The sequence below is a fragment of the Paenibacillus sp. FSL K6-1330 genome (assembly GCF_037976825.1).
Taxonomy (GTDB): domain Bacteria; phylum Bacillota; class Bacilli; order Paenibacillales; family Paenibacillaceae; genus Paenibacillus_AQ.
In genome coordinates this window covers 4,322,095-4,345,322 of the sequence record NZ_CP150269.1, presented here as the reverse complement: position 1 = coordinate 4,345,322, position 23,228 = coordinate 4,322,095, and the positions used below count along the sequence as shown (strand labels likewise).

The 23,228-nt window shown below is 48.6% G+C and carries 19 protein-coding genes and 2 riboswitches; of the genes, 10 read left to right on the top strand and 9 right to left on the bottom strand.

The window, feature by feature from the left end; translation table 11 throughout:
• Nucleotides 1–178: 178 nt before the first annotated feature.
• Genes gcvPB through gcvT form a run of 3 tightly spaced genes read right to left on the bottom strand, consistent with a single transcriptional unit; the run spans nt 179 to nt 4,091 of the window.
• A complete protein-coding gene (gene gcvPB / locus NYE54_RS19500; RefSeq protein WP_339265512.1) occupies nt 179–1,636 on the bottom strand; it encodes an aminomethyl-transferring glycine dehydrogenase subunit GcvPB in 1,458 nt (485 codons plus the stop codon).
• Complete coding sequence (gcvPA, locus tag NYE54_RS19495; RefSeq protein ID WP_339265510.1) at nt 1,633–2,982, bottom strand: aminomethyl-transferring glycine dehydrogenase subunit GcvPA; 1,350 nt, start codon at nt 2,980–2,982, stop codon at nt 1,633–1,635. Before gcvPA ends, gcvPB begins: the two co-directional genes overlap by 4 nt.
• Nucleotides 2,979–4,091 (bottom strand): glycine cleavage system aminomethyltransferase GcvT, encoded by a 1,113-nt coding sequence (gene gcvT, locus NYE54_RS19490; protein ID WP_339265508.1) that lies wholly within the window; start codon nt 4,089–4,091, stop codon nt 2,979–2,981. Before gcvT ends, gcvPA begins: the two co-directional genes overlap by 4 nt.
• Before the next feature lie 220 nt (nt 4,092–4,311).
• A riboswitch (glycine riboswitch) is annotated at nt 4,312–4,413 on the bottom strand.
• Between the two features lie 186 nt (nt 4,414–4,599).
• Nucleotides 4,600–4,721, top strand: a riboswitch (glycine riboswitch).
• A gap of 176 nt (nt 4,722–4,897) precedes the next feature.
• On the opposite strand from gcvT, the gene gcvH reads away from it, so the two are divergent.
• Nucleotides 4,898–5,287, top strand: a complete 390-nt coding sequence (gene gcvH / locus NYE54_RS19485) for a glycine cleavage system protein GcvH (protein ID WP_076321723.1) — start codon at nt 4,898–4,900, stop codon at nt 5,285–5,287.
• Between the two features lie 115 nt (nt 5,288–5,402).
• Here gcvH and NYE54_RS19480 read toward each other — a convergent pair whose 3' ends face one another.
• Nucleotides 5,403–6,317, bottom strand: a complete 915-nt coding sequence (locus NYE54_RS19480; protein ID WP_339265506.1) for an EamA family transporter — start codon at nt 6,315–6,317, stop codon at nt 5,403–5,405.
• Nucleotides 6,318–6,414: 97 nt separating this feature from the next.
• Between NYE54_RS19480 and NYE54_RS19475 the strand changes: the two genes are divergently transcribed.
• The 4 genes from NYE54_RS19475 (at nt 6,415) to NYE54_RS19460 (ending at nt 13,647) form a co-directional block, all read left to right on the top strand.
• Nucleotides 6,415–7,896, top strand: coding sequence for a PLP-dependent aminotransferase family protein (locus NYE54_RS19475; RefSeq protein ID WP_339265504.1), 1,482 nt, complete (start codon nt 6,415–6,417; stop codon nt 7,894–7,896).
• A gap of 234 nt (nt 7,897–8,130) precedes the next feature.
• Nucleotides 8,131–10,200, top strand: coding sequence for a catalase (locus NYE54_RS19470; RefSeq protein WP_339265502.1), 2,070 nt, complete (start codon nt 8,131–8,133; stop codon nt 10,198–10,200).
• A 259-nt stretch (nt 10,201–10,459) separates the two neighbouring features.
• Nucleotides 10,460–11,746: a histidine--tRNA ligase gene (locus NYE54_RS19465; protein WP_339265500.1), complete on the top strand. Its 1,287-nt coding sequence runs from the start codon at nt 10,460–10,462 to the stop codon at nt 11,744–11,746.
• A 113-nt stretch (nt 11,747–11,859) separates the two neighbouring features.
• Nucleotides 11,860–13,647: an ABC transporter substrate-binding protein gene (locus tag NYE54_RS19460; protein ID WP_339265499.1), complete on the top strand. Its 1,788-nt coding sequence runs from the start codon at nt 11,860–11,862 to the stop codon at nt 13,645–13,647.
• Nucleotides 13,648–13,698: 51 nt separating this feature from the next.
• Here NYE54_RS19460 and NYE54_RS19455 read toward each other — a convergent pair whose 3' ends face one another.
• On the bottom strand, nt 13,699–13,905 hold the full coding sequence (locus tag NYE54_RS19455; RefSeq protein ID WP_076321717.1) for a hypothetical protein: 207 nt from the start codon (nt 13,903–13,905) through the stop codon (nt 13,699–13,701).
• A 155-nt stretch (nt 13,906–14,060) separates the two neighbouring features.
• Nucleotides 14,061–14,984 (bottom strand): cation diffusion facilitator family transporter, encoded by a 924-nt coding sequence (locus NYE54_RS19450; RefSeq protein ID WP_339265497.1) that lies wholly within the window; start codon nt 14,982–14,984, stop codon nt 14,061–14,063.
• 262 nt (nt 14,985–15,246) lie between these two features.
• Between NYE54_RS19450 and NYE54_RS19445 the strand changes: the two genes are divergently transcribed.
• Complete coding sequence (locus tag NYE54_RS19445; protein ID WP_339265495.1) at nt 15,247–16,350, top strand: beta-eliminating lyase-related protein; 1,104 nt, start codon at nt 15,247–15,249, stop codon at nt 16,348–16,350.
• A 40-nt stretch (nt 16,351–16,390) separates the two neighbouring features.
• On the opposite strand, the gene NYE54_RS19440 is transcribed toward NYE54_RS19445, so the two are convergent.
• Nucleotides 16,391–16,804, bottom strand: coding sequence for a hypothetical protein (locus NYE54_RS19440; RefSeq protein WP_339265493.1), 414 nt, complete (start codon nt 16,802–16,804; stop codon nt 16,391–16,393).
• A gap of 249 nt (nt 16,805–17,053) precedes the next feature.
• On the bottom strand, nt 17,054–18,334 hold the full coding sequence (locus NYE54_RS19435) for an XRE family transcriptional regulator (protein WP_339265491.1): 1,281 nt from the start codon (nt 18,332–18,334) through the stop codon (nt 17,054–17,056).
• 239 nt (nt 18,335–18,573) lie between these two features.
• On the opposite strand from NYE54_RS19435, the gene NYE54_RS19430 reads away from it, so the two are divergent.
• Both NYE54_RS19430 and NYE54_RS19425 read left to right on the top strand, forming a co-directional pair.
• A complete protein-coding gene (locus NYE54_RS19430; protein ID WP_339265489.1) occupies nt 18,574–20,034 on the top strand; it encodes a serine hydrolase in 1,461 nt (486 codons plus the stop codon).
• 219 nt (nt 20,035–20,253) lie between these two features.
• Nucleotides 20,254–20,529 (top strand): CD3324 family protein, encoded by a 276-nt coding sequence (locus NYE54_RS19425; protein WP_076321710.1) that lies wholly within the window; start codon nt 20,254–20,256, stop codon nt 20,527–20,529.
• Between the two features lie 103 nt (nt 20,530–20,632).
• On the opposite strand, the gene NYE54_RS19420 is transcribed toward NYE54_RS19425, so the two are convergent.
• Complete coding sequence (locus tag NYE54_RS19420; protein WP_339265487.1) at nt 20,633–21,601, bottom strand: S-layer homology domain-containing protein; 969 nt, start codon at nt 21,599–21,601, stop codon at nt 20,633–20,635.
• Nucleotides 21,602–21,779: 178 nt separating this feature from the next.
• Here NYE54_RS19420 and NYE54_RS19415 point away from each other — a divergent pair, with 178 nt between their 5' ends.
• Together NYE54_RS19415 and NYE54_RS19410 are read left to right on the top strand one after the other, a co-directional pair.
• Entirely contained in the window at nt 21,780–22,652 is an 873-nt protein-coding gene (locus tag NYE54_RS19415) for an aminoglycoside phosphotransferase family protein (protein WP_339265485.1), read from the top strand.
• 54 nt (nt 22,653–22,706) lie between these two features.
• A complete protein-coding gene (locus NYE54_RS19410; protein ID WP_339265483.1) occupies nt 22,707–23,219 on the top strand; it encodes a GNAT family N-acetyltransferase in 513 nt (170 codons plus the stop codon).
• Nucleotides 23,220–23,228: the final 9 nt, after the last annotated feature.

The window sequence follows — 23,228 nt, the reverse complement described above, 5'->3', positions numbered from 1 at the left end:
CCCCCAATTTTATCCGGGGAGTTAGTCCCATCGTATGAGGGGAAGTTGGCTGCTGCTGAAATAGTCATTAAACAGGTGACTAAATCTCTATATTGTCCAGCACAAAAAAGGGTGTCTCTTACCGCCGATCCTACGGCGAGGGGACACCCTTTCTTAAGGAGTATAGATTAACTCAATATTAACCGCAGGTGCAGTTCAGAACCGGTTTACGTGCTGCCGTCGTTTCGTCGAGTCGCTTCACGACCGTGGTATAAGGGGCGCCTATGACAACCTCCGGCGTGGTTTCGGCTTCTTTGGCAATCTGGATCATCGTGTGGATGAAACCGTCCAGCGTTTCTTTGCTCTCGGTCTCGGTCGGCTCAATCATGATGCATTCCTCTACGTTGAGCGGGAAGTAGATGGTTGGCGGATGATATCCAAAATCGAGCAGCCGCTTGGCAACATCGAGGGTGCGTACGCCGAACTCCTTCAGTTTTTTGCCGGACAGCACAAATTCATGCTTGCACAGCCCTGGGTAGGCTACTTCGTAGTATGGAGCCAGACGATGCATCATGTAATTGGCATTCAGCACGGCGAGCTCCGAGACGCGGCGCAGTCCTTCCGGTCCATAGGTGCGAATATACGTGTAGGCCCGGACCAGGATGCCAAAGTTGCCATAGAACGCCTTCACGCGGCCGATCGACTGTGGACGGTCGTAATCCCAATAGAAGGTGCCGTCCTCGCGTTTGGACACGATCGGTTTTGGCAGGAACGGGATCAACAGGCTCTTCACGCCAACTGGGCCTGCACCGGGACCGCCGCCGCCATGCGGCGTGCTCATCGTTTTGTGCAGGTTGAGATGGACTACGTCGAAGCCCATGTCGCCGGGGCGGGTAATGCCCATGATGGCGTTGGAATTGGCTCCGTCATAGTATAGCAGGCCACCGGCTTCATGCACGATTTCCGCAATTTCCACGATTTGCTCTTCGAACAGCCCCAGTGTGCTAGGGTTTGTCAGCATTAAAGCCGCCGTATCGTCACCGACAACTGCGCGAAGGGCATCGAGATCCACCATGCCGCGCTCATTGGACTTAATTGTAATCGTGTCGTAACCGGCTACCGTTGCACTGGCAGGGTTGGTACCGTGCGAGGAGTCGGGAACAATGACCTTGGTGCGCTTCTCGCCACGGCTTTCATGGTAAGCACGAATCAGCATCAGCCCTGTCCATTCCCCATGGGCTCCCGCAGCGGGCTGAAGTGTTACTTGATCCATGCCGGTCAGTGCTGCGAGATCATTCTGCAGGGTATAGAGCAGCTCCAGAGCGCCTTGAATGCTTTCTTCAGGCTGGTACGGATGAATCTTGGCAAAGCCAGCAAAACGGGCAACATCCTCGTTGATCTTCGGGTTGTATTTCATTGTGCATGAGCCGAGCGGATAGAAGCCGTTATCGATACCAAAGTTCCGTCTCGACAGCTCGGTATAGTGACGAATGACATCAACTTCATAGACCTCAGGCAGTTCCGCCGGTTTGCTGCGAAGCAGGCTTTCCGGAATCAAGGATGCGGCGTCGGTTTCCGGAACGTCGCATTCGGGCAGGGAATAGGCGACACGGCCGGGCTTGCTGAGTTCAAATATCAAGGCTTTTTCCGGTTTCATACGATCGCCTCCAATTCACCAATAAATTGGTCGATTTCTTCCTTCGTCCGCCGTTCGGTCACGGCGATCAGCATGCATCCTTGAAGCTCAGGGTACACAGCGCCAAGATCATAACCTCCGATATAACCTGCACCCAGAAGCTTCGAGTTGACCTGCTTCACATTCGTTCCTTCGGGCAGTTTCACCACAAATTCATTAAAGAACGGCGAGCTGAACGGGAGGGAGAGGGAGCCGTTTGCGACACGGTCGGCAGCGTAATGGGATTTGCGCACATTCAGCAGCGCTGCTTCCTGCATGCCGGCTTTACCTAGGGTAGACATATATACGGACGCACACAGCGCGAGCAGCGCCTGGTTCGAGCAGATGTTCGACGTTGCCTTTTCACGGCGAATATGTTGTTCCCGCGCCTGCAGTGTCAGTACAAATCCGCGTTTGCCGTCCTGATCGACGGTTTGACCCACGATACGACCAGGAATGCGGCGCATCAGCGGTTCGGATACCGCGAAGAATCCGCAGGTCGGTCCGCCGAGAGATGCCGGAATGCCAAGCGGCTGGGCATCGCCGACAACGATGTCGGCTCCAAGCACGCCAGGGGATTCCAGTAAACCAAGGGACAGCGGGTTTACGCTCAGCACAAGCAGTGCTTTTTTCTCATGAACCAGCGGCTCGATTGATTTCACATCTTCGATGCAGCCGAAGAAATTCGGTGATTGCAGGAGCACGGCGGCGGTATCATCCGTTATGGCAGCAGCGAGTGCATCCTGGTCGGTAACGCCATTGACGATGCCGACTTCCACGACGTCCAGATCGAGTCCGCGGGCCGAAGTCAGAACGATTTCACGGGCTTCGGGATGGACAGCACGCGAAATGACGATTTTCTTCCGTTTGGTTGCCCCGCTGGCGAGCGCCGCAGCCTCGGCAAGTGCCGTGGAACCGTCATACATGCTGGCATTGGCAACTTTCATGCCGGTCAATTCACAGATATAGGATTGAAATTCAAAAATCGCTTGCAGCTCGCCTTGGCTGATCTCCGGTTGGTACGGTGTATACGCGGTGTAGAATTCAGAGCGGGAGATCACATGATTGAGTACGACAGGAATGTGGTGGTCGTACAAACCAGCCCCCAGAAAGCTTGTATAACGGTCGAAATCGGCATTGCGGTCTGACAGGCGGCGCATATGCTTGAGAAGCTCAGGCTCACCCAGCCGTTTTGACATGGGGAGAACGCCGTTGTAACGGACCGCTTGGGGGATATCGGCAAACAGATCTTCGATCGTTTCCGCGCCGACCGCAGCAAGCATATCGGCTTGATCCTGATCCGTCATAGGCAAGTAACGATGCTTCATGTTAAGGTAGCTCCTCTTTTGTAGAATGGTGTCTTTACCACTTTGGCTTTTAACTTCTTACCGCGGATCTCGACCCATACCTCGGTATCGAGACCCGTATATGAGGTTTCGATCAGGGCTAATCCGAGATTTCGCTTGAGTGAAGGGGATTGGGTACCGCTGGTCACTTCACCGATGGGTTCTCCTTCATTGTTGTATACAGGATAGTGGGATCGCGGAATTCCGCGATCGATGAGTTCAATGCCGACCAGCTTACGCGGTACACCGTCTTGCTTCTGCTGTTGAAGCGCTTCCCGACCGATGAAATCGCCGCTGTCCAGCTTCACGAAGAAACCGAGACTGGCTTCAAGCGGAGAGATCGTGTTTGAGAGCTCTTGGCCGTACAAGGGTAATTTCGCCTCGAAACGGAGTGTATCGCGGGCGCCGAGTCCGGTTGGAACAAGACCATGTGGTTCTCCGGCAGCTAATAGTTCTCTCCAAATTGTGGGAGCATCCCCAGCGGAGCAATAGATTTCAAAGCCGTCTTCTCCGGTATAACCGGTGCGGGAGAGCAGGGCGGTGCAGCCGCATACCTGTGCGTTCTGAATAAAATGGAAGGAAGGGAGTTCGCTTGGCGCCTCATTGGTTACCTGTGACATGATGTTCACGGCGGCAGGTCCCTGAAGCGCAATGAGAGCCGTCTCAGCGGACACATTACGGATGGTGACATCACCTGCAAGATGATCTTGAAGCCACTGGAGGTCTTTGTCGATGTTGGATGCGTTTACAACCAGCATGAATCGATCTGCCGACAGTTTATACACAAGCAGGTCATCTACCGTACCGCCGTTGTCGTAACACATTAACGTGTATTGGGCCTGGCCAATTGATATGCGGGTTACATCATTTGTGGTCATCTTCTGGATAAAAGCTTCAGCGTCTTGTCCGGTGACGATAAATTCACCCATATGGGAGACGTCGAACAGGCCGGCGTGCTTGCGTACGGCTTCATGCTCTTGAACAATGCCAGAAAATTGCACGGGCAGTTCCCAGCCGCCGAAGTCGATGCAGCGGGCAGAAGGAAAATCGGAATAAAGCGGGTAAAGCGGTGTACGTTGTAATGAACTCATCTCTTCACCTCTTCTAATTGGCATGATCAATTGGGGGAAACACCAAAAAAGGACAGACAGAAGGATAACAAGCCGTGCTAAAAAAAGCCCGCTCGTTGCGTAATCCTTCTGCTCTGTCCTTTGTACCTGAGAGTTACCCCACATGTCATGTAAGTATAATGTCAAGCGTGTGTGAGTTTCCCCGTGGGTGATTCTACATTCAGAATTCTCTCCAGAGGTGCGTCCGGTAAAGGTCCTTTTGCCTGAGAGATTCACCGTGTTACGGCTTACTCCTTCGGCGCTACCTGTCAATCTTGTCGGTAATCTCTCCCGCTACCATCATCCGCGTGAAAATTATTGAGTTGTCAGATCATTCTACGTTCTTGTGATTATTATAAACGTGCCTCTCCATAAAGTGTCAACCTTTATTTCACCAAAATATTTTCATTCTTAAAATTTTTGTCAGATATCTTGACATCACTGCATCCCTGTTTTATTCTGTGGGAGAATAAGCCAACCGAATATGCGGATGATGATGGATGGGAGAGACCGCCACGAGAAGGTTCAAACCTTGGCGGCACCGAAGGAGCAAACCGTTACGCCTGCCAGGCTGACGAGTAATCTCTCAGGTAAACGAACCGCCATCTGACGCAGCTCTGGAGAGTGCGCAAGCCACCCAAGGGGAAAGGTCGAACCGAAAACAAGAAGCGGTCGATCATAAACTCTCAGGTACCGAGGACAGAGAGAAGGCGAATGCCTTTTTTCGCGTCCTTTTTTTCATTTATTCACCTTAATTTCATTTCTTTAAGAAAAGAGGAGTATCCGTAATGAGTGAAATCAGAGAGAATTTGGTGTACAGCGACGATCATGAATGGGCGTTGAAGGTAGATGGAAATGTGGTGCGCGTCGGTATTTCTGATCATGCGCAATGCCAGCTGGGCGATATCGTATTCGTAGAACTCCCCGAGGCGGGCGCTGTCGTTGCTGCAGGTGACAGCATCGGTACCATTGAGTCGGTCAAAACCGTATCGGAACTGTATTCCCCTGTATCCGGTACCATCACGAAAGTGAATACTTCCCTGGAAGATCAGCCGGAGCTTGTGAACGGAGAGCCGTACGAAGGCGGATGGATCATTGAGGTTGAGGTGGAAGGTGACCTGGAGGAGGCACTCGGAAAGCTGCTCACCGCAGAGGCATATCGTGCCAAAGTGGATTAAGTATTGAATCATAACCTTAAATAATGAAACATAACGGCTGCTACTCGTGATGAGGTTTACGAGTTGCAGCCGTTTTAATTTTTGCGTTAATCCTTGGAGCCTTGCAGGTTCGATATCAAGTGCTTGAAGCCACACGGCGCGCGGTCCGGCGTGCTCGAAGCTCAGGGAGATTCACGATCAGAATCCCGCCGATGATGAGCATGCTGCCAATGATGGAATAGGAAGAAATTGCTTCGTCGTACAGAAATGCGCCCAGCCCCAACGCGATGATTGGAGAAACAAAGAGCCAGGTGGACGGGAAAAAGGCATTCGTTGCTTTTAGCAGCCAGGCATATAGACTATGGCCCAGCATCGAGCCAACCATCGTCAAATACAAGACAGATCCGATGGCTGGCAACGTTAGAATACCATTCCATTGTACCTGTTCACTGAACAGGGATAACAGCAATAGGGCTGCGCCGCCATACATCATCTGCACCGCATTGATCGTAATCGGTGAGACATTCGGCATGTCAAAGGACAATTTCCGGGTAGCCAGGGAGCCCACACTATAACCGATTTCGCCTATAAGAATTGCGATACAGCTCAGAATCCAGATGAGATCGCTCCCCATCGCTAGCTCGGGCATAATGAGCAAACATACCCCCGCAAAACCGACCGCGCATCCCCAATAATCACTACGCCGGGCATTTTTCCGCATCACAACCGATTGAATCATCAGAATCATCATGGGGCCTGTTGCCGATAGGATGGCGGCGATCCCTGAGGACACGTACTGCTCGGCCCAATACAGCGTTGCAAACGTCAAGAATGTGCTGGTCATCCCGATTAGAAGGAATTCCTTTCGCAGGAGAAGGCTCGGTTTTGCCTTCCGCTGCCATATCATCCATAGGAAGATGAAGGCGCCCGCCAGAAGAAATCGAAGCCCTGCTGAGAGAAACGGCGGCAGTCCTGCTTCAACGCCAATCTTGATGGCGAGAAACGTCGTACTGAAAATGGCGCACATAAGCAAGTAGTTAAAAATAATCATGTAGCATCCTCCTTTTTCTATACTATAATAGGTAGTTAATAGAACAGATTGGCGATAGGTAGAACAGATATGATTTATGTGGATTGGGGAGGAGCAGATGGAATTATCAACGCTGGACGACAAGAATCATGGTAAGCGAACATTACAGCAGTCGGTCTATGACACGATACTGGAAGGAATAGCTCGGGGAGAGTGGAAGGAGACTGACAAAATCCCATCCGTGAGGGCGATGGCGGAGCGTTTGAACGTTCACCGATTAACGGTGCTGAAGGCTTATCAGCTGCTGCTTGAGGAAGGGATCGTGGAAGTAAAATATAAATCAGGGTACTTCGTAGCGGGTAAGACGGAAGACACATTACCGGAATCCCTTACAACCAGCCCGCGATGGGCATATCAGGCCAAATCGGTGTATGTCAATCGCAGCCGCTTGTCCGACATTCACAGGCATCAGGTCGAATACCAGATGTCGGAAGCGCTGATTGATCCTGGGCTGCTGCCAAATGCATTCTTGTCCAATCACGTGAAACAAGTGTTTGACATGTATCCGAAAGTATTAAGCACGTATTCTTCCGTATCCGGAGATTTGGAGCTGCGCGAGGAGATGGCTCGCTATTTTATGGACAAACAAGGCATAACGGTCCATCCGGAAGAGCTGCTCATTACAACGGGATCCCAGCAAGCGATCGACCTGATCTCGCGTTCGCTCGTCAAAAGCGGAGACTGTGTATTGATCGAACGGCCGACGTATAGTCCGGCGATCGATGTTTTTGTGCAGCAAAATGTCAAACTGCTTCCAATTGAGATTACACCGGAAGGGTACGACCTTGAACGAATTGAAGGTCTTATGCGAGCGGAGAAACCGAAGCTGTTCTATATGAACCCAACGTTTCAGAATCCGACGGGATATACGGTGCCGATCACACAGCGCAAGGCGCTGGTGGAACTGGCGGAGCGATATCAGTGCATTCTGGTGGAGGATGAGGTGTATCACGACATTTATTTTGGAGATCCGCCGCCGCTGCCTTTTTTTTACTACGACACCGAAGGTTATGTCATTCACATTCGAAGCTTCAGCAAATATGTGGCCCCCGGCTTGCGGATATCGGTGCTGGCTGCCCGTCCGGAACTGATGAATGTCATCCTTCCGATCAAGGCGTTGTCGGACAACGGGACGCCGCTGCTGACGCAAAAGATTTTCCAGCACTATTTCTTCTCGAGCAGACTTCAGGAGCATGTGGCCAAGCTGCGGATTGCGCTGGAGCTTCGTAAAGAGAGGATGGAGAAGCTGCTTGAGCCTACAGAATGGCGATGGAACAGCCCCGGCGGCGGTTTGAATTTGTGGATACAGCTGCCGGAAAACGTCAACGTGGATGCGTTGCTGCAGCAATGCCTGGCGGAATCGGTAGCGTTTGTGCCGGGGCGTATCTGCGACCCGCTGGATCAGATGGACTCGTGGATCAGGCTGAGTTATTCGTATATCAGCGAGATTCAGCTGGAAGAAGGGGTCCGTCGTCTCATCGAGATATCGGAGCGGGTGTGTTATGTGCAAAATCGCAGCATATGTTTGGACAATCATTGAATTACAATCAGAGCAGCCCACCTCTAGGAGGGGGCTGTTTTTTGCTGGAGACAGGAGATGCAGGCGCGAAACCCAATCGAACGGTTAGATGAGCTTTTCATGAAGGAAGTTTGAAGCTGGATTCGTATTCCATTTTGCAGGGTAATTACATTTCGGGTTCGCAAGCGGATCTATTACCAAGTGCAACTTCGTCAGACACTCATCTACTACCTACATACCAGGAGGTTCCGACAAATGGACAATTCAAACGCCAATTCGAATGCTAACAGCAGTTACAACAAGACGAGCAAGGACCAACAGCTGGAACAATTCACGGTAGACAATGACGCTAAGGAACTGACAACCAATCAGGGACTTAAGGTCTCTGAGGATGAACATTCGCTTAAAGCGGGAGAGCGCGGTCCGACCTTGATGGAGGACTTCCATTTCAGAGAGAAGATGACGCATTTCGACCATGAGCGGATTCCGGAACGGATTGTGCATGCCCGCGGTTTTGGGGCTCACGGTTATTTTCAGCTATATGAATCCATGAAAGATTATACAAAAGCCAAATTTCTGCAGGACCCTTCCGTCGTCACCCCGGTGTTTGTCCGATTCTCCACGGTTGCGGGCTCCAGGGGATCAGCGGACACTGTCAGGGACGTACGCGGTTTCGCAACCAAGTTTTATACGGAAGAAGGGAATTATGATCTGGTTGGCAACAATATGCCGGTTTTTTTCATACAGGATGCCATGAAGTTTCCTGATTTTATTCACGCTGTTAAACCTGAGCCTCATAACGAGATTCCGCAGGCGCAATCCGCCCATGATACGTTCTGGGATTTTGTCGCAAACAATTCGGAAAGCGCGCACATGATTATGTGGGCGATGTCCGACCGCTCGCTTCCGCGAAGCTTCCGAATGATGGAGGGCTTCGGCGTCCATACCTTCCGTTTCGTGAACGAAGAAGGACAAGCGCATTTCGTGAAATTTCACTGGAAGCCCGTGCTCGGCACGCATTCCCTCGTATGGGATGAAACGCAGAAGCTGGCAGGCAAGGATCCTGACTTTAACCGCCGCGATCTGTGGGATGCGATCGAATCAGGGAATTATCCGGAATTTGAGTTTGGTGTTCAAATGATTCGGGAGGATGAGGAATTCAGTTTTGGTTTTGACATCCTTGATCCGACCAAGATTTGGCCCGAAGAACTCATTCCCGTCAAAATCATCGGTAAGATGACGCTCAATCGCAATACGGATAATTTTTTTGCGGAGACGGAACAGGTTGCATTCCATCCCGGACATGTCGTACCCGGAATCGATTTTACCAATGATCCGCTTCTGCAAGGCCGCTTGTTCTCTTATACCGATACCCAGCTTTCACGGCTTGGTGGACCCAATTTCCACGAAATTCCGATCAACCGCCCGATTGCACCGGTTCATAACAATCAGCGTGACGGGATGCACCGTATGACCATTAATAAGGGACCAGTCAGCTACCACAAGAACGGCATTGCCGGTAACACACCGAAGCCAGTTCCAGTGGAGCGCGGCGGTTACGAGCATTACACCGAGAAGGTGGAAGGACGTAAGGTGCAGGCACGCAGTGACAGCTTTAAGGATCATTTCAGCCAAGCAGCCCTGTTCTGGAACAGCATGTCTGAGGTCGAGAAGCAGCATATCGTAGCCGCATTCCAGTTCGAGCTTGGTAAAGTGCAGCGAAAGGAAATTCGCCAGCAGGTCGTCGACCTGTTCGCCAACGTTGATAGCGAACTTGCCACCCGAATTTCGGAGGGGATTGGAACCATGCCTCCGCAAACCAGTGGCTCCGCTTCCAGCGAGTCTTCTCCGGCACTGAGCATGATGAATACCGTGCAGCTCCCGTTAACCCGTAAAGTGGCGGTACTGGCAGGCAACGGATTCACGGATGAACTGCCGTTTGTGCTTACGCAGCTGCAGCAAGCCGGCATCATCACCGAAGTGGTTAGCGCGAAGCTGGGTGTAATTCAAGGCAAGGCCGGCGCGGAATTGGAAGTGAACCATTCGCTGCTGGGGGCGGATTCAGTCTTGTTCGATGCGGTGCTTGTCGCAGGCGGCGCGTTAAGTGTATCGGAGCTCCTGGCGGAGCAGAAGGTGCTGGATTTCGTCAAGGAAGCGTATCAGCATTTCAAACCGATCGCAGCCATCGCCGAAGGGGCAAATTTACTTCCTTCATCCAGCGGCGAAGGGATCGTTGTTGCTCAGGAGAATGTGGATCTGAAGCCGTTTGGCGAAGCCTTCATTGAGGCGATCGCGGCGCATCGCCATTGGTCGCGCACCATCTAAGAATGGATTGCCCTTGAATTAATAAATGGATTGCGCTATAATCCCCCTTAATCACTGGCTAAAAAAGGTGAAGGGGATACTAATATGATAAACATTAAATTCAATCAACTTCATCATCACAAGCAGCGTTAGCACGCCTGTCATTCTACAGGGTGGGCTAACGCTGTTCGCGTTGGCCTCCCTGCCGCATATCAAGCGCGCGGGACCATGAGGTCCGGCGCGTTTTTTATTTTCATTAGAAAGAAAGGATGAGTTAGCGATGCAGAATATAAAAGGAACGTATGATTATTTTGGCCAAGAGCAGGCGGTCCGAAGAAAGGTGCAATCGACGCTGCGTGAAGTGTTTGAATGCTATGACTATGCTGAAATGGAGACAACCATTCTGAATGAAGCGGACCTGTTGTCTTCCAAATACGCAGGAGGGGAAGAAATTCTGAAGGAAATGTACCAGCTGACGGATCAAGGCACGCGACGTCTGGGGCTCCGGTACGATCTGACGATTCCATTCGCTAAGGTGATCGCGCTGAATCCCGCCATCAGCCAGCCATTCAAGCGTTATGAGATGGGGAAGGTATTCCGGGATGGTCCCGTGAAACGCGGCAGATTGCGGGAGTTTCTGCAGTGTGACGTTGATGTGGTAGGGATCTCGGGACCAGAAGCGGAAGTTGAGCTAATGCAGCTTGCAGCCGAAGTGTTTCGGAGACTTGACATTCCAATCATTCTCCGGTGGAACAATCGAAGCTTTCTGGGTGAAGTTCTTGGCGCTATGGGCGTACCGGAAGAGATGAAACCATCCGTCATGCTGACCCTGGATAAGCTCGATAAGATTGGCAAAGAGGGGGTTCGGCAAGAACTTGCGGGCAAGGTACTCGAACCGGAGATTTGTCGTCAAATTCTGGATTTTGTTGATCTCAAGGAGCCGACATTTGAGCAGATAACAAGCAAATACAAATTGGACAACGAGCGTGGCGCACGGGAAGTACAGATCCTGCAAAATATGCTGCAGCGCGTCGGGTTGCAAGACATCTGCATATTTGATCCGTTTCTATCAAGAGGCTTGTCATTCTACACGGGAACCGTATACGAAATTTTTGATGCATCGCACGATTTCCGTTCAAGCTTGGGCGGAGGCGGCAGATATGATGCGATTATCGGGCAGCTCGTTGGACGCGAGGATATTGCATATCCTACGGTGGGTCTTTCGTTTGGCATGGAATCCATCATGGAGATGATCCGGAACCGTCCGATTGAAACGAACAAGCCGCTCGTTATGGTTATCCCGATAGGAGAAACCGTTCCGGAAGGGTTGACGGCAGCAGCGGCACTCCGGAATCGCGGGATTCATACTCGATTGGCGGACAACCGACGCAAATTGAAAAAAACATTAGCATCCGTTTCAGCTGAAAGCATCCCTTATGCCATCCTGATTGGCGAAGATGAAGCGGCTTCGGGCATGGTCCGACTGAAGAAAATGACCGAGGGCAAGGAGCTTACACTGATTCTGAAGGAAGCGGTAGAGCTTATCATTCAATCCTGTGAAGGATGAATGCCTTTGTTATTTTTCGAATATAATGGTTTTCTACCGAAAAGGTACTCGCGCTCGAAACGATCTCCAAGTAGAATAAAGCGTATAGATTTTACCAGGGGGAGCGGATTGCAATGCTGCACGAACAATTCTTCATGCTGCACCAGAAGCTTGCTGTTAACGCTCCAGCGAGTACAGCTACGGAAGTGACGCTTGAGCAGATTGCCGATACGCTGTATTGCACAACGCGGAATGCCAAGCTCGTTATACGCAAACTGGAAGAGAAGGGTTGGATTATATGGAAGGCGGGACGTGGGCGCGGAATCCGTTCCAAGCTTACCTTTCTCGCCGATCAAGCAAATCTGCTACAGGAGGCAGCGCAGCAGCTCGCGATAAGAGGGGAATATAAGCAAGCCTTCGAACTGCTGCGTACCTATGGTCAGGGTATGCACACCAATGATTCTTATGTGGAATGGATGAACGGGCATTTTGGCTTTAGCAAGGAGATGAACGAAGGGGAAGAAGAAGCAATGGATTCTCTGCGGCTTCCGGTTTACCGCCTGATTGAAACGTTGGATCCCGCCGAATGCTACTACAGTTTTCAAGCTCACATGATCCAGCAGATATTTGACCGGTTGGTGATATACGATAATGCAAATGATCAATACCTCCCCGTTATCGCGCATTATTGGAAGAGCAATGAGGATGGAACGATCTGGACCTTTCATCTGCGTAAAGGAATACGGTTCCATGACGGTAAAGAATTGTCGGCGGAGGACGTGAAATTCACGGTGGAACGCCTGGGACGGGATAAACGAAATGCTTGGATCGTGCGTGAACTGCAGCGGGTAGAGGTGGTGTCCCCCCGAGAGGTTCGTTTTATTCTAAACAAGCCGAATCGAATTTTCATTCGGTTTCTTAGCTCCATTTGCATGTCCATCGTGCCTAAACATTTGGTAAGCGTCCATGAAGAACAGTTCTGGAAGCAACCTGTTGGAACGGGCCCCTTTCGGGTAGAGGAATGGACCGATGATCGGCTGACCATTCATGCTAATCCCCATTATTATCATGGGAGGCCGCATTTGGACAACATCCACATTATCTTGATGCCGGAAGATGCGGAGCATTGCGAGGTCAGTTGGGAGCGGCTGCTGCGGAATCCGGAGCATATCGATCATAACGGTGAGAAGCATGCTGTTGATATCATCGAATCCTCCGAAGGCTGCACGACGTTGATTACATGGAATATGAAAAAGCCGGGGCCCTATCAGTCCATCGAATTTCGCAGGGCATTCAGCCTCATTCTGAACCGTGCGGAGATGATACGCGAACTTGGTGACAATCGGCTTTACCCAGCCAAAGGGTTCATCATGGATGAGCAAGCGCCTTATCGTAAAGACCGATATGATCCCGAACTCGCAAAGTCACTGCTGAAACAGTCGGGTTATGACGGCTCTCCCATTACGTTGGCTACGCTCGCTAAGCATATTAAAGACGCCGAATGGGTTCAGAATCAATGCGCTTCCATCGGGATTCCATTGATCATCCGAGAGGAGAGGATGGATACCATGCACCAACTGGACGTGATGCACAGCATGGATTGTATCTTGCACGGCCTTGTTCTTCCAGGTGAAGAAGTATGTTTAATCGAGAACTACGTGCAGAAGGGAAGCGTAGTTAAAGAGTTCATGGATCCTTCGCTGCATCATTGGGTGAAAGAATGCATAGATGATGCGCTTGCCAGCGAATGGTATGAGGAGCGTTTGAGTATTTTATCCCATATTGAAGAGAGGCTTCGGGAGGAAGCGCATGTTTCATTCTTGACTCACACGAGATTTTACGCAAGCTTGGATCCTTCTTATAAAGGGGTGGTCATCAATAATCTGGGATGGCTGGACTTCAAGCAGATTTGGCGAGAATGATTTCTTCCCATAAAAAGAGCAAGCGCGGTTATTCGCGCTTGCTCTTTTTACTTATAAGGATTTCGTACGGCTTCTTCGGGATCTCCGCTTTCGAAAGAAGCCATGAAGTTTATCGAGAATTCGAATATGGGTTGAGGTATGCTGCGATTCACACGCGATCTCGTCATGAATAATGAATCTTCCTTGACGATCAAGTTCGTCCCATTTTGCTTGCTGGTATTCGTTCAGCTTTTCCAGTGTATATACATCGTTGATCATGTTAACCTCCCTATCAGACATTCAGATTTCGCTGTAACGCCAGTAGAATGTCTTGATACTCTCATTATGGAGGTCAACCGAATTTGTAAAAAGTGTAAACCTCGGCAGCCCTTTTTCCCCTTTTCATGAACTAAAGGATTACCGCAGAGAAGAGATTAGACTTTATGCTCACGATGGGTGATGGTGGAATTCTCAATCTGGATCGTGGCATGTTCGATGTGGAATCGACTGTCCAGAAGATCAATCGCTTGTTGCAGGATCTCATAAGTGTTCGCGTCATCTTGGGCGACGAGATGGCAGCTCAAGGAGTCGAAATTGGACGTAATCGTCCAAATATGAAGATCATGGATGCCGGTGATCCCAGGAATAGACAGGAGGGACTTCGTTACCTCTTCAGAGTTAATCGTTTCCGGTGCGCCCTCCATCAGAATATGAACGGTATTCTGTATGATTCTCCAGGCGCTCTTCAGAATCAAGATCGACACCAGGATGGATATGATCGGGTCCGCAATATACCATCCGAAGGCAATCATCACGATCCCGGCGATGATTGCGCCGACAGAGCCGAGTGCATCACCGATAACATGGAGGTATGCGCTGCGGAGATTCACATTGTTCTTCACATCCCCCGTCCGCATCAAGAACCAGGCACTGAGAAGGTTAGCCAACAGCCCGATGGCCGCAATGAGCATCATGCTTCCGCTGGCGACGGTCGGCGGGTTATCAAAGCGCTGAATCGCTTCCCATACGATAAAACCGGCGATGACAAACAAGGCGACTCCATTTAATAGTGCTGCCAATATTTCAAAACGGTAAAAGCCGTAGGTTTTATTCGGCGATGCTGGCTTCGTAGCAAACCATAATGCGACCAGACTGAGCAGCAATGCGCTGGCATCACTTAACATATGTCCGGAATCGGATAACAGAGCTAAACTGTTGGTTAGCAAGCCCCCTACAAACTCTAGAATCATGATGCCAATTGTGATGATGAGGGCAATGGCAAGGCCTTTTTTGTTTCCTGAGCGGGCATGATCATGGTGGCTGTGGTCATGTCCATGATGGTGGTTATGATGATGCATAATCGAAAACTCCCTTCGGATCCATCTGTTGATTGTAATCAAAGATCATAAAACATTTTGTGTTATATATAATATGAGCATATGCTCATATATAATGTAATCTTACCGTTTGATTTTGTCAAGTTTTTCCGAATGTTTTGTGGAAGTGAAAATAATTTCTCACTTATTCATTTATCTAGTATGCTTGATAAGTGAGGAAATTAAATTTTTTGTGTGATGATTTGTTCTTATTATCGGTTGAAGAGAAGGAGTGATATGCGACATGGGAGAACAGCGTAAATCGATTAGTGAAGCTTATGGCGAAACAGCCTATCCATTGATTGGACATAGCCGCAGGAATCTCGAGGTGCTGCTTGAAGCATTTCGGGATGTGGATGGGTCGCAGATGGGGGATACATACGGCAAAGGGGCCATCATTGAGGAGTTTCAGGCGCGCATGGCAGACGTTCTGGGCAAGGAATCAGCTGTCTTTTTCCCAAGCGGAACCATGGCGCAGCAGATTGCTTTGCGGATCTGGTGTGATGATGCGGAGCTGAAACGAGTGGCCTATCATCCCCTCTGCCATCTGGAGATTCACGAAGAGGACGGGCTTAAGGAGCTGCATCATATCGAACCGATTCTTCTTGCCGATAAAGAGCGTTTGATCACGCTTGAAGACGTGCAGAGCCTGGATCGTGACATTGCATGTTTGCTGCTGGAGTTGCCGCAGCGTGAAATTGGAGGGCAGTTGCCCGAATACGAAGAGTTGGAAGCGATATCGGCGTATTGCCGTTCGCAAGGCATTAAGCTGCATCTGGACGGGGCAAGATTGTTCGAGATCACCCCTTATTATCAAAAAACCGCGGCAGAAATCTGTGCACTGTTTGACAGTGTATATGTGTCCTTCTATAAAGGTATAGGTGGGATTGCCGGCGCCATTCTGGCTGGCGGCACCGATTTCGTGGCGAAGTCTAAGGTATGGAAAAGGCGTCATGGCGGTGATCTGGTCAGTCTTTACCCGTATATCATTAGTTCAAGTTATTATTACACCGAAAGAATAGGTAACATGGGCCGATATTACCAGGAGGCTAAAGAGCTTGCAGCTTTGTTTAATTCGTGCGAGGGCGTGAATACGAAGCCTGCCGTGCCTGTATCGAATATGTTTCATGTCCATTTTGAATTGAACAAAGAACAGCTTGAACTCATTCTTATCGAGGTTTTCCGTGTCACGGGCATCGGATTGATCAGTTATTTGAACGAAGCAGGGGAAAGTCAATGTTCTACGGAAGTTCACATTGGGGAACGGTACGGTAAAACACCGAGAGAAAGCATTCAAGAGGCCTTCCAATTGTTGAATGAGAAATTGCAGGAAGTTATGAGCACATGACAAAAGGACCTGAATGAGGTCCTTTTTATTTTGCCTATATTTATCCAATCGGTCCCATATAGACAAGCTCTGACGAATTGGCCGGATGCTGGGCAAGACCAATGATATCACCGGCTCTAGGAATTTGTAGTTTCGATACGAGGGTCTCCAGCGTTTTGGTATATTGGCTCCCATCGTTCTCGGTTACATCCAATTCCAGGATGACAACCGGGTCGAAATTGATCAGCTTTCCGGTATCCCGTACGGTTCGTACTTTAGCGGTGGCCGTTAATGCCAGGGCTCCGGTCGCTGCCATCTGCGCTTGCTTCGCCTGCTCCAAACTTTGATTGATGGCATTGCGATGCTCTTTCGGAACAAAACCTTTCATCATCATGCCGGTTAAACCTTTGTTCATCATTTTATCTGCTTTTTCCAGCGCGTCCTCCGGACTTTTCTTTTTTCCAAACCATCCCATAAGCTTAGCACCTCACTAGTAGAATTATTTATAATTCCATGTTACCCGTGGGGGTCTGAGGAGACAATGGTTTGGCAAGGATACAAAACTTCCGGCATTAGGAGTAACTCAACACGATACTTCTGCACAAACTTTTGCCGTATTCAAAGGTTTGTGCACTCTTTATCCTGTCGTACAGCGATTAAAATGAAGGGAACAACAAAAGTTTTGCGGGTGGAACATGCTTTTGTAACCTTTTAAGCTCATGAATTATTTACTTCGAAGCAGATAGACCAGCTTTTTGTAGTAAGATGCTGACTCTTTGTATTTCCTTAATTCCTCCGATACCGCGGCCAATGCTTCATATAAGGATTCAAGTCGCAATGTAAGATGATTGGATTCGTAGTATGGTAGACAAGACAGGGCATGCCCCATAAATTCATCATGATGACCGTGTGCCAAGGCTAGCTGACATTGGTAGTAGGCAACCGACATCTCTTGATCCGTTGTAAGCTCTATCGCTTTCAGCTCCTGAATATACTGGGTTAAAAGCCCCCATTGCTTTTGTGCTAAGGTCAATTCACACCGGTAAATCAATAGGACTGGACGGAATTGCTGCCGTACTTCCGCCACTTCCCGCGCGAGTAGTCCTTCGAAACGGTTGATTTCTTCTTCCGCTTTTTCATGATCTCCCTGCATCGTCAGCATGATAATCCGATTGTTCAGGATGGTTGACACCATGTTCCCCTGGTTTACCGCATAGACCAAATGGGCTTCTGCCATAGAGAGGGTAACCAGCGCCTCCTGATACAGTCCCATGGAATAACAGTAGCCGCTGTACGCGATGTACAGATCGGATAAGCGGTGAAACAAGCGGTCTTCATAAACCTGTCTCATCGTTCCTTCAAACACCTGCTTGGCCTGGTCATATTGCTTCAAAAATATACAGGCCTCCATTTTGAAGTTTTGAGTGGTCAGCCATAAATCGGTGCCGATCTGAACATGTTCGCTTAACCGGTTCACTTGGCTTAAAGCCTCATGATAGCGGTTCTTGGATCGATAGAACTGGATTTTATAGAACAGCATCGCTTTTTTCGCGGGCAGCGGGAGTTCTGCGTCATCGGGACGGCCGTATTTTTCCAGATAAAAATTGAGGTAATTCTGGTGCAGATATTCATGGGACACCGCATCGTTCACTTGTTGATAATAGACCGCCTTCATTAAGGCCGTTGTGAGTTCTACCGTAAGACTGTCATGTCGATCCGGAAGATCGTATATGCGCTCCTCTGTGATGTGAGAGACCGATTGGGATAATTCTTCAAAGATGCGTTCCGCGGTCTCGAGTGTATCCTTATCGGAATTAGCTGCATTGACTAAGTAGGAGGGGGTCACTTGCAAACGCTGTGCCAGATGCTCGGCAAGGTCCTCGGCCAGTGGATAACGCTCGGCAAGGATGTTCGCAAAATGGGTGGTTGTCACTAATCCCTCTACCAGCTCTTTGCGAGCTATTCCTTTTTTCTTGCACAAGAAATCAATGCGCTCTTTTAACACGAAAGGAGACTCCTTCTATAACTGGATTTTGGGAAAAGTATACCATGCCGAGCGAGTCCAATCCGGACTGATGGTTAAAAGGGGAACAAGGACCTAGTCACTTGAGAGTGGTGTGTCGGTTAGCAAGGAAATGTGTCTTGGGGTGTCGAATGATGTATGATGCATAGGTTGTGGACCCATATATTTTGTTTCATAAATTGTATAGTTGAAGGAAAGGAGATCATATGGGAGAGATTTTAATGACAATGGAATCGTTAAAGGGCATCCATACATATATCGAGGAGCAGATGAAGGCATGGAAGGTTCCGGGGTTGTCCGTTGCGGTGGTCAAGGATCAGGAGATCGTCATGACGGAGGGTTACGGGTATCGAAATATCGCCCAAAGCCTGCCTGTGACAAGTGAGACGCTGTTCGCGATCGGTTCGTCCACCAAAGCTTTTACTGCACTGGCAGCCGCAATTTTGGCGGATGAAAAAATCTTGGATTTGGATACACCTGTGAAGGAGTATCTTCCTGATTTCAAAATGTTTGATGCTTTTGCAACGGAGCGGATTACGCTGAGGGATATGTTATGCCATCGTTCAGGCTTACCGCGGCATGAGCTCATGTGGTATAACGCATCACTGACTAGAGAAGAAATCATAGAACGACTACAGTACTTGGAACCAAATGTAGATTTCAGGACGAAATGGCAGTATCAAAATATCATGTATATGGTGGCGGGATATGTTATCGGGCATGTGAGTCAATCATCTTGGGAAGACGTTGTTCAGAAGCGGATATTCGAGCCGCTGAACATGGCATCCAGTCAATTCTCTGTAGACAAGACGCAGCTCCAACATGATTATGCGATTCCCTATATGCAAATTGAAGATCAGGCTCAAATCATTCCGTTTCGAAATATAGATACCATTGGCCCGGCGGGATCGATCAATTCCAATATCAAAGATATGGCGAATTGGGTAAGGTTTCAAATGAATCATGGAATGCACAACGGGCAGCGCCTCATTTCTAGCGAAGTGCTGGATACGCTGCACACGCCCCATATGGTTTGCGAGATGACCGAGGTCAATGAAAATAATACAAATATGGGCAGCTACGGTCTCGGTTGGCTGATCGAACCTTATCGAGGCTTACGGATGGTGAGTCACGGAGGCAATATTGACGGCTTCACCGCACATGTTGCCTTTATTCCTACGGAGAAGATTGGCGTCGTGGTGTTGTCGAATCTCAATGGTACTCCGCTTCCTGTATTTATAGCCAATTACATTTTCGATTCTTTGCTCGGTGGCGAGGTCAAGGACTGGAGTGGGCAAGCGTTGGGACAAAAGAAGGAAGCAACCGTTGCGAACGAGCCGGCCACAAACCGTGAGGCAACTTCAGGTGCGAAAGAACCCATTGTTCCATTGTCCAGTTCCTTATTAGATTTAACAGGGACGTATGTTCATGCAGCGTATGGAGAAATGATGGTTGAACATACAGATGGAGAGCTTCGGGCAGGATTCAATTCAATGCTGTTCCCCCTCACACATCAAAATGCGAATCAGTTTGAACTCCATGTTACGGAGTTTGATATTAAAACCAAAGCGACTTTTCTTACGGACTCGAACGGGAATGTGGATCGCTTATCCGTTATTTTGTTATTCGAGCCTGGTGCAAAGGAAATTGAATTTGTTAGAATAGAGAGTAGAAGCGAGTGAACTTTGAATCATCCAAATTTGGCGAGGTGAAAATCATGATGGCTCACATTAGAAGCACAACCGTTCAAGTCGTTAAATCAGGCTCCGGGCAAAGCAGCACGGAAATATCGAGCAGAGAATTTGTTCGGAGCCTTCTTCAACATTAATTAGAGCTGCAATATTTCATGTGTCGGCTTTGCTCACTATTTACAAGATTCTATGTAGATAGGAGCAGGGAGAATGAAATACGAGAAAGCACTAGATATTTTGCCTGAACACATAGTCAAAACCATTCAACAATATATTGATGGAAGTTATATTTATATTCCGAGAAAGTCGGAGAATCGGAAGTCCTGGGGAGAGCAAACCGGGGTAAAGAAGGATCTGGATATTCGGAATCAGAACATTTTCAAATGTTATATGCATGGCGACTCCATCCGTACATTGTCAGAACGATATTATTTAACAGAGCAATCGATCCGTAGAATTATTCGGGCAGAACGAATGAAAGAATAGGCGAGATCATAGCTCATTTTAGTAAGACTGTTATATAGCATTAGTTATCAGAAGGAAAAAGCGGCTAGGACACTTGTCCTGGCCGCTTTTAAATTAAGAAAAGTTACTTATCGGAAATTTGGAACGAACTTTTGATATTTTGTACGTCCAAAAACATGCCTTGATACTCGTTCTTGGCGTTATCATTCGATGGATCGTATTGGACATCAGTAGGTGTGTGGAATACATACACCTGATTGCCTCGTTCCCCGAGCTGTACAGCTGGTATTTGTCCCTTGATTTCTTCCTCCTGCTTAGCCCAGTCATTCTTGGACCAGACGGAGATGGTGAACAGCGTGCCTTGAGTCATTGTATTGACGAAGTTCAGATGATGGCTGTTCCAGATGGATTGATCACGGACTTCATAGCGCGTGTCCCAGCTCTTGGGAATCTCGAGTCGAAAGTGATAGGTGCTGTTTGTATACTCGTGGAATAAATCAGCATGAGAGTATAACTCCAAGCTTGATGATACGTTATGGAGCTTATTGTATTTCATGGAGAACCTCTCGATTAGGGTCACGGCCTCAGCACGTGTGATTTCTTGATTTGCTTGATAGCCCTCGATGTTTTTTCCTGATATCCCTTGTGCAAGGCCCAAGTCAAGCATGTATTGGATAGAATCCTTTAGATCGTAATTTTTGCCGGTGGCGTTCGCCAACAACTGAGCTGCCAATCCGCGCGTAAGCTTCTTCTTCGGTGACGCAGCCTTCCAGCCTAAGTTCCGGGCATACGTGATATAGGGTTCTTCCCATGGTGTCGTTGAGGAGTCGTCAGGGATAACCTTCGGGTAGGCAGCTCGAATGAGCATCGTCAAAAATTCGCTTTGTGTCACGGTCCGTTTCGGCTTGAATGTTCCATCCGGATACCCGTCAACCACGTCTTGCTCCACGGCCCATTGAATGTGAGAGTAACCCCAATGATTCAATGGTACATCCTTGAACGGAGTCTCATCTGCAAGCGCAACTCCACTATGCGTCCCTATGTAACAGATCGTAAGCAGAGTTACAGCCAGCACTTTCCCTAAATTTTTCATTTCCGGATTCTCTCCTCATCGCGACAGATTTCTTACGTGGAATATAATGTCATCTTTGGGCTTGTCATGCAAGAGTAATTCCAACGAAATTGCAAAATTGCTCTGTAATGATTTACCAAGTTAAGGAAAAGCATTAAAATAGAGGTTAATGACATTCGCAAGTAGAAGGAGTTTATACATGAATCCATCATATACCCAGCGCATACAAGAAGTTTATCCACATTTACATATTCAAGATGTTGAGATTGACAGCATCGGTCAGAACAACGATGTGTTGATTGTGAATCAAACGCTTGTCTTCAGATTTCCTAAGTACGCAGCAAGTCTCAAAGCCATGATCAGAGAAACACAGTTATTGAATGGGATTAAGACCAAGGTAACGCTGCCTATACCGAATCCGATGTATGTTTCATTTGACGATATGCAGGTGGGCAAAATGTTCATGGGCTATCCGTTAATCGAAGGTCAACCGTTATGGACAGAAGATCTGCTTCCACACCGGAATTCGAACATCGAGGATAGGGTAGCGGAACAGTTGGTCGAATTTCTCGTTCAACTTCATGCTGTGGAGATCAATGAATGGATTGCTGACGATACGAATATCGTAAATGTCCACGAAGAGATGTCCGGATTGTACACTCAAATTCAAGACCATTTGTTTCGTTATATCAGGCCTGATGCACAAGAGGAAATCTCAAGCAACTTCACCAGGTTTCTGAACAACCCTGCGAATCATGACATTCGTCCAACCTGCATTCATGGTGATTTTGGCACGTCCAACATCCTCTGGAGTCCGGAGAAAGGCCGAATTACGGGTATTATAGATTTTGGAGGCTCTGGGATTGGAGATCCGGCTTATGATCTAGCGGGAATTCTGTCGGGGTACGGTCAAGAGTTCTTCGAAAAGTGCATCGCCATGTATCCGAATGGAGACCGAATTGCGGAGCGTGTACATTTTTATAGAAGCACATTTGCCTTGCAAGAGGCGCTGCATGGAGTCATTCATCAAGACGCTGAGGCGTTTGAGGCAGGCATGCGAGATTTTAGATGAGACAATATCAGGGTTGAATCCTACCATTAAAATACATAACAGCGAGGTAAACCAATGGACGTTACATTAAAGGTGTTAGATAACACGGAGCTGAAAAGCATCTGGAAAGAAGCGTTTCAACAGCAAAATATAAATCGCCCGGATGAGTATTATGATTATTGCGAATATGAGAACCAAATCGGCAAGCGTGTCACCTTGTTGGCTTTTGTTCATGAGGAGCTGACTGGTGTTTCCCACTTGAAATACGAATCGAGTTATCCATATTTTCGAGATCAGAATATTCCGGAAATCAATGATCTGAATGTGTTCCCAGCGTACCAGAGAAACGGCATAGCTAACAGCATCCTAGAAGAATTCGAGAACATCGTCCGCCAAAAAATGCCGCGTATCGGTATCGGCGTGGGATTGTACAGAGACTATGGTGCGGCACAAAGAATCTATGTCCGTCGCGGTTATATTCCTGATGGCAACGGGATTATGTACAGCAATGAACCTGTGGTGCCCGGTGACATGGTATGTGCGGATGACGATTTGAATCTGTATCTGATTAAAGAGCTGGTTAAATAAAGCATTAAA

What these genes read in the sequence shown, in the direction of transcription:
- NYE54_RS19475 (WP_339265504.1), top strand. Translation starts at nt 6,415, where the DNA reads ATGGAATTATCAACGCTGGACGACAAGAATCATGGTAAGCGAACATTA.
- gcvT (WP_339265508.1), bottom strand. Translation starts at nt 4,091, where the DNA reads ATGAGTTCATTACAACGTACACCGCTTTACCCGCTTTATTCCGATTTT.
- NYE54_RS19415 (WP_339265485.1), top strand. Translation starts at nt 21,780, where the DNA reads ATGAATCCATCATATACCCAGCGCATACAAGAAGTTTATCCACATTTA.
- gcvPB (WP_339265512.1), bottom strand. Translation starts at nt 1,636, where the DNA reads ATGAAACCGGAAAAAGCCTTGATATTTGAACTCAGCAAGCCCGGCCGT.
- gcvH (WP_076321723.1), top strand. Translation starts at nt 4,898, where the DNA reads ATGAGTGAAATCAGAGAGAATTTGGTGTACAGCGACGATCATGAATGG.
- NYE54_RS19430 (WP_339265489.1), top strand. Translation starts at nt 18,574, where the DNA reads ATGACAATGGAATCGTTAAAGGGCATCCATACATATATCGAGGAGCAG.
- NYE54_RS19440 (WP_339265493.1), bottom strand. Translation starts at nt 16,804, where the DNA reads ATGGGATGGTTTGGAAAAAAGAAAAGTCCGGAGGACGCGCTGGAAAAA.
- NYE54_RS19445 (WP_339265495.1), top strand. Translation starts at nt 15,247, where the DNA reads ATGGGAGAACAGCGTAAATCGATTAGTGAAGCTTATGGCGAAACAGCC.
- gcvPA (WP_339265510.1), bottom strand. Translation starts at nt 2,982, where the DNA reads ATGAAGCATCGTTACTTGCCTATGACGGATCAGGATCAAGCCGATATG.
- NYE54_RS19410 (WP_339265483.1), top strand. Translation starts at nt 22,707, where the DNA reads ATGGACGTTACATTAAAGGTGTTAGATAACACGGAGCTGAAAAGCATC.
- NYE54_RS19470 (WP_339265502.1), top strand. Translation starts at nt 8,131, where the DNA reads ATGGACAATTCAAACGCCAATTCGAATGCTAACAGCAGTTACAACAAG.
- NYE54_RS19450 (WP_339265497.1), bottom strand. Translation starts at nt 14,984, where the DNA reads ATGCATCATCATAACCACCATCATGGACATGACCACAGCCACCATGAT.
- NYE54_RS19465 (WP_339265500.1), top strand. Translation starts at nt 10,460, where the DNA reads ATGCAGAATATAAAAGGAACGTATGATTATTTTGGCCAAGAGCAGGCG.
- NYE54_RS19425 (WP_076321710.1), top strand. Translation starts at nt 20,254, where the DNA reads ATGAAATACGAGAAAGCACTAGATATTTTGCCTGAACACATAGTCAAA.
- NYE54_RS19455 (WP_076321717.1), bottom strand. Translation starts at nt 13,905, where the DNA reads ATGATCAACGATGTATATACACTGGAAAAGCTGAACGAATACCAGCAA.
- NYE54_RS19420 (WP_339265487.1), bottom strand. Translation starts at nt 21,601, where the DNA reads ATGAAAAATTTAGGGAAAGTGCTGGCTGTAACTCTGCTTACGATCTGT.
- NYE54_RS19460 (WP_339265499.1), top strand. Translation starts at nt 11,860, where the DNA reads ATGCTGCACGAACAATTCTTCATGCTGCACCAGAAGCTTGCTGTTAAC.
- NYE54_RS19480 (WP_339265506.1), bottom strand. Translation starts at nt 6,317, where the DNA reads ATGATTATTTTTAACTACTTGCTTATGTGCGCCATTTTCAGTACGACG.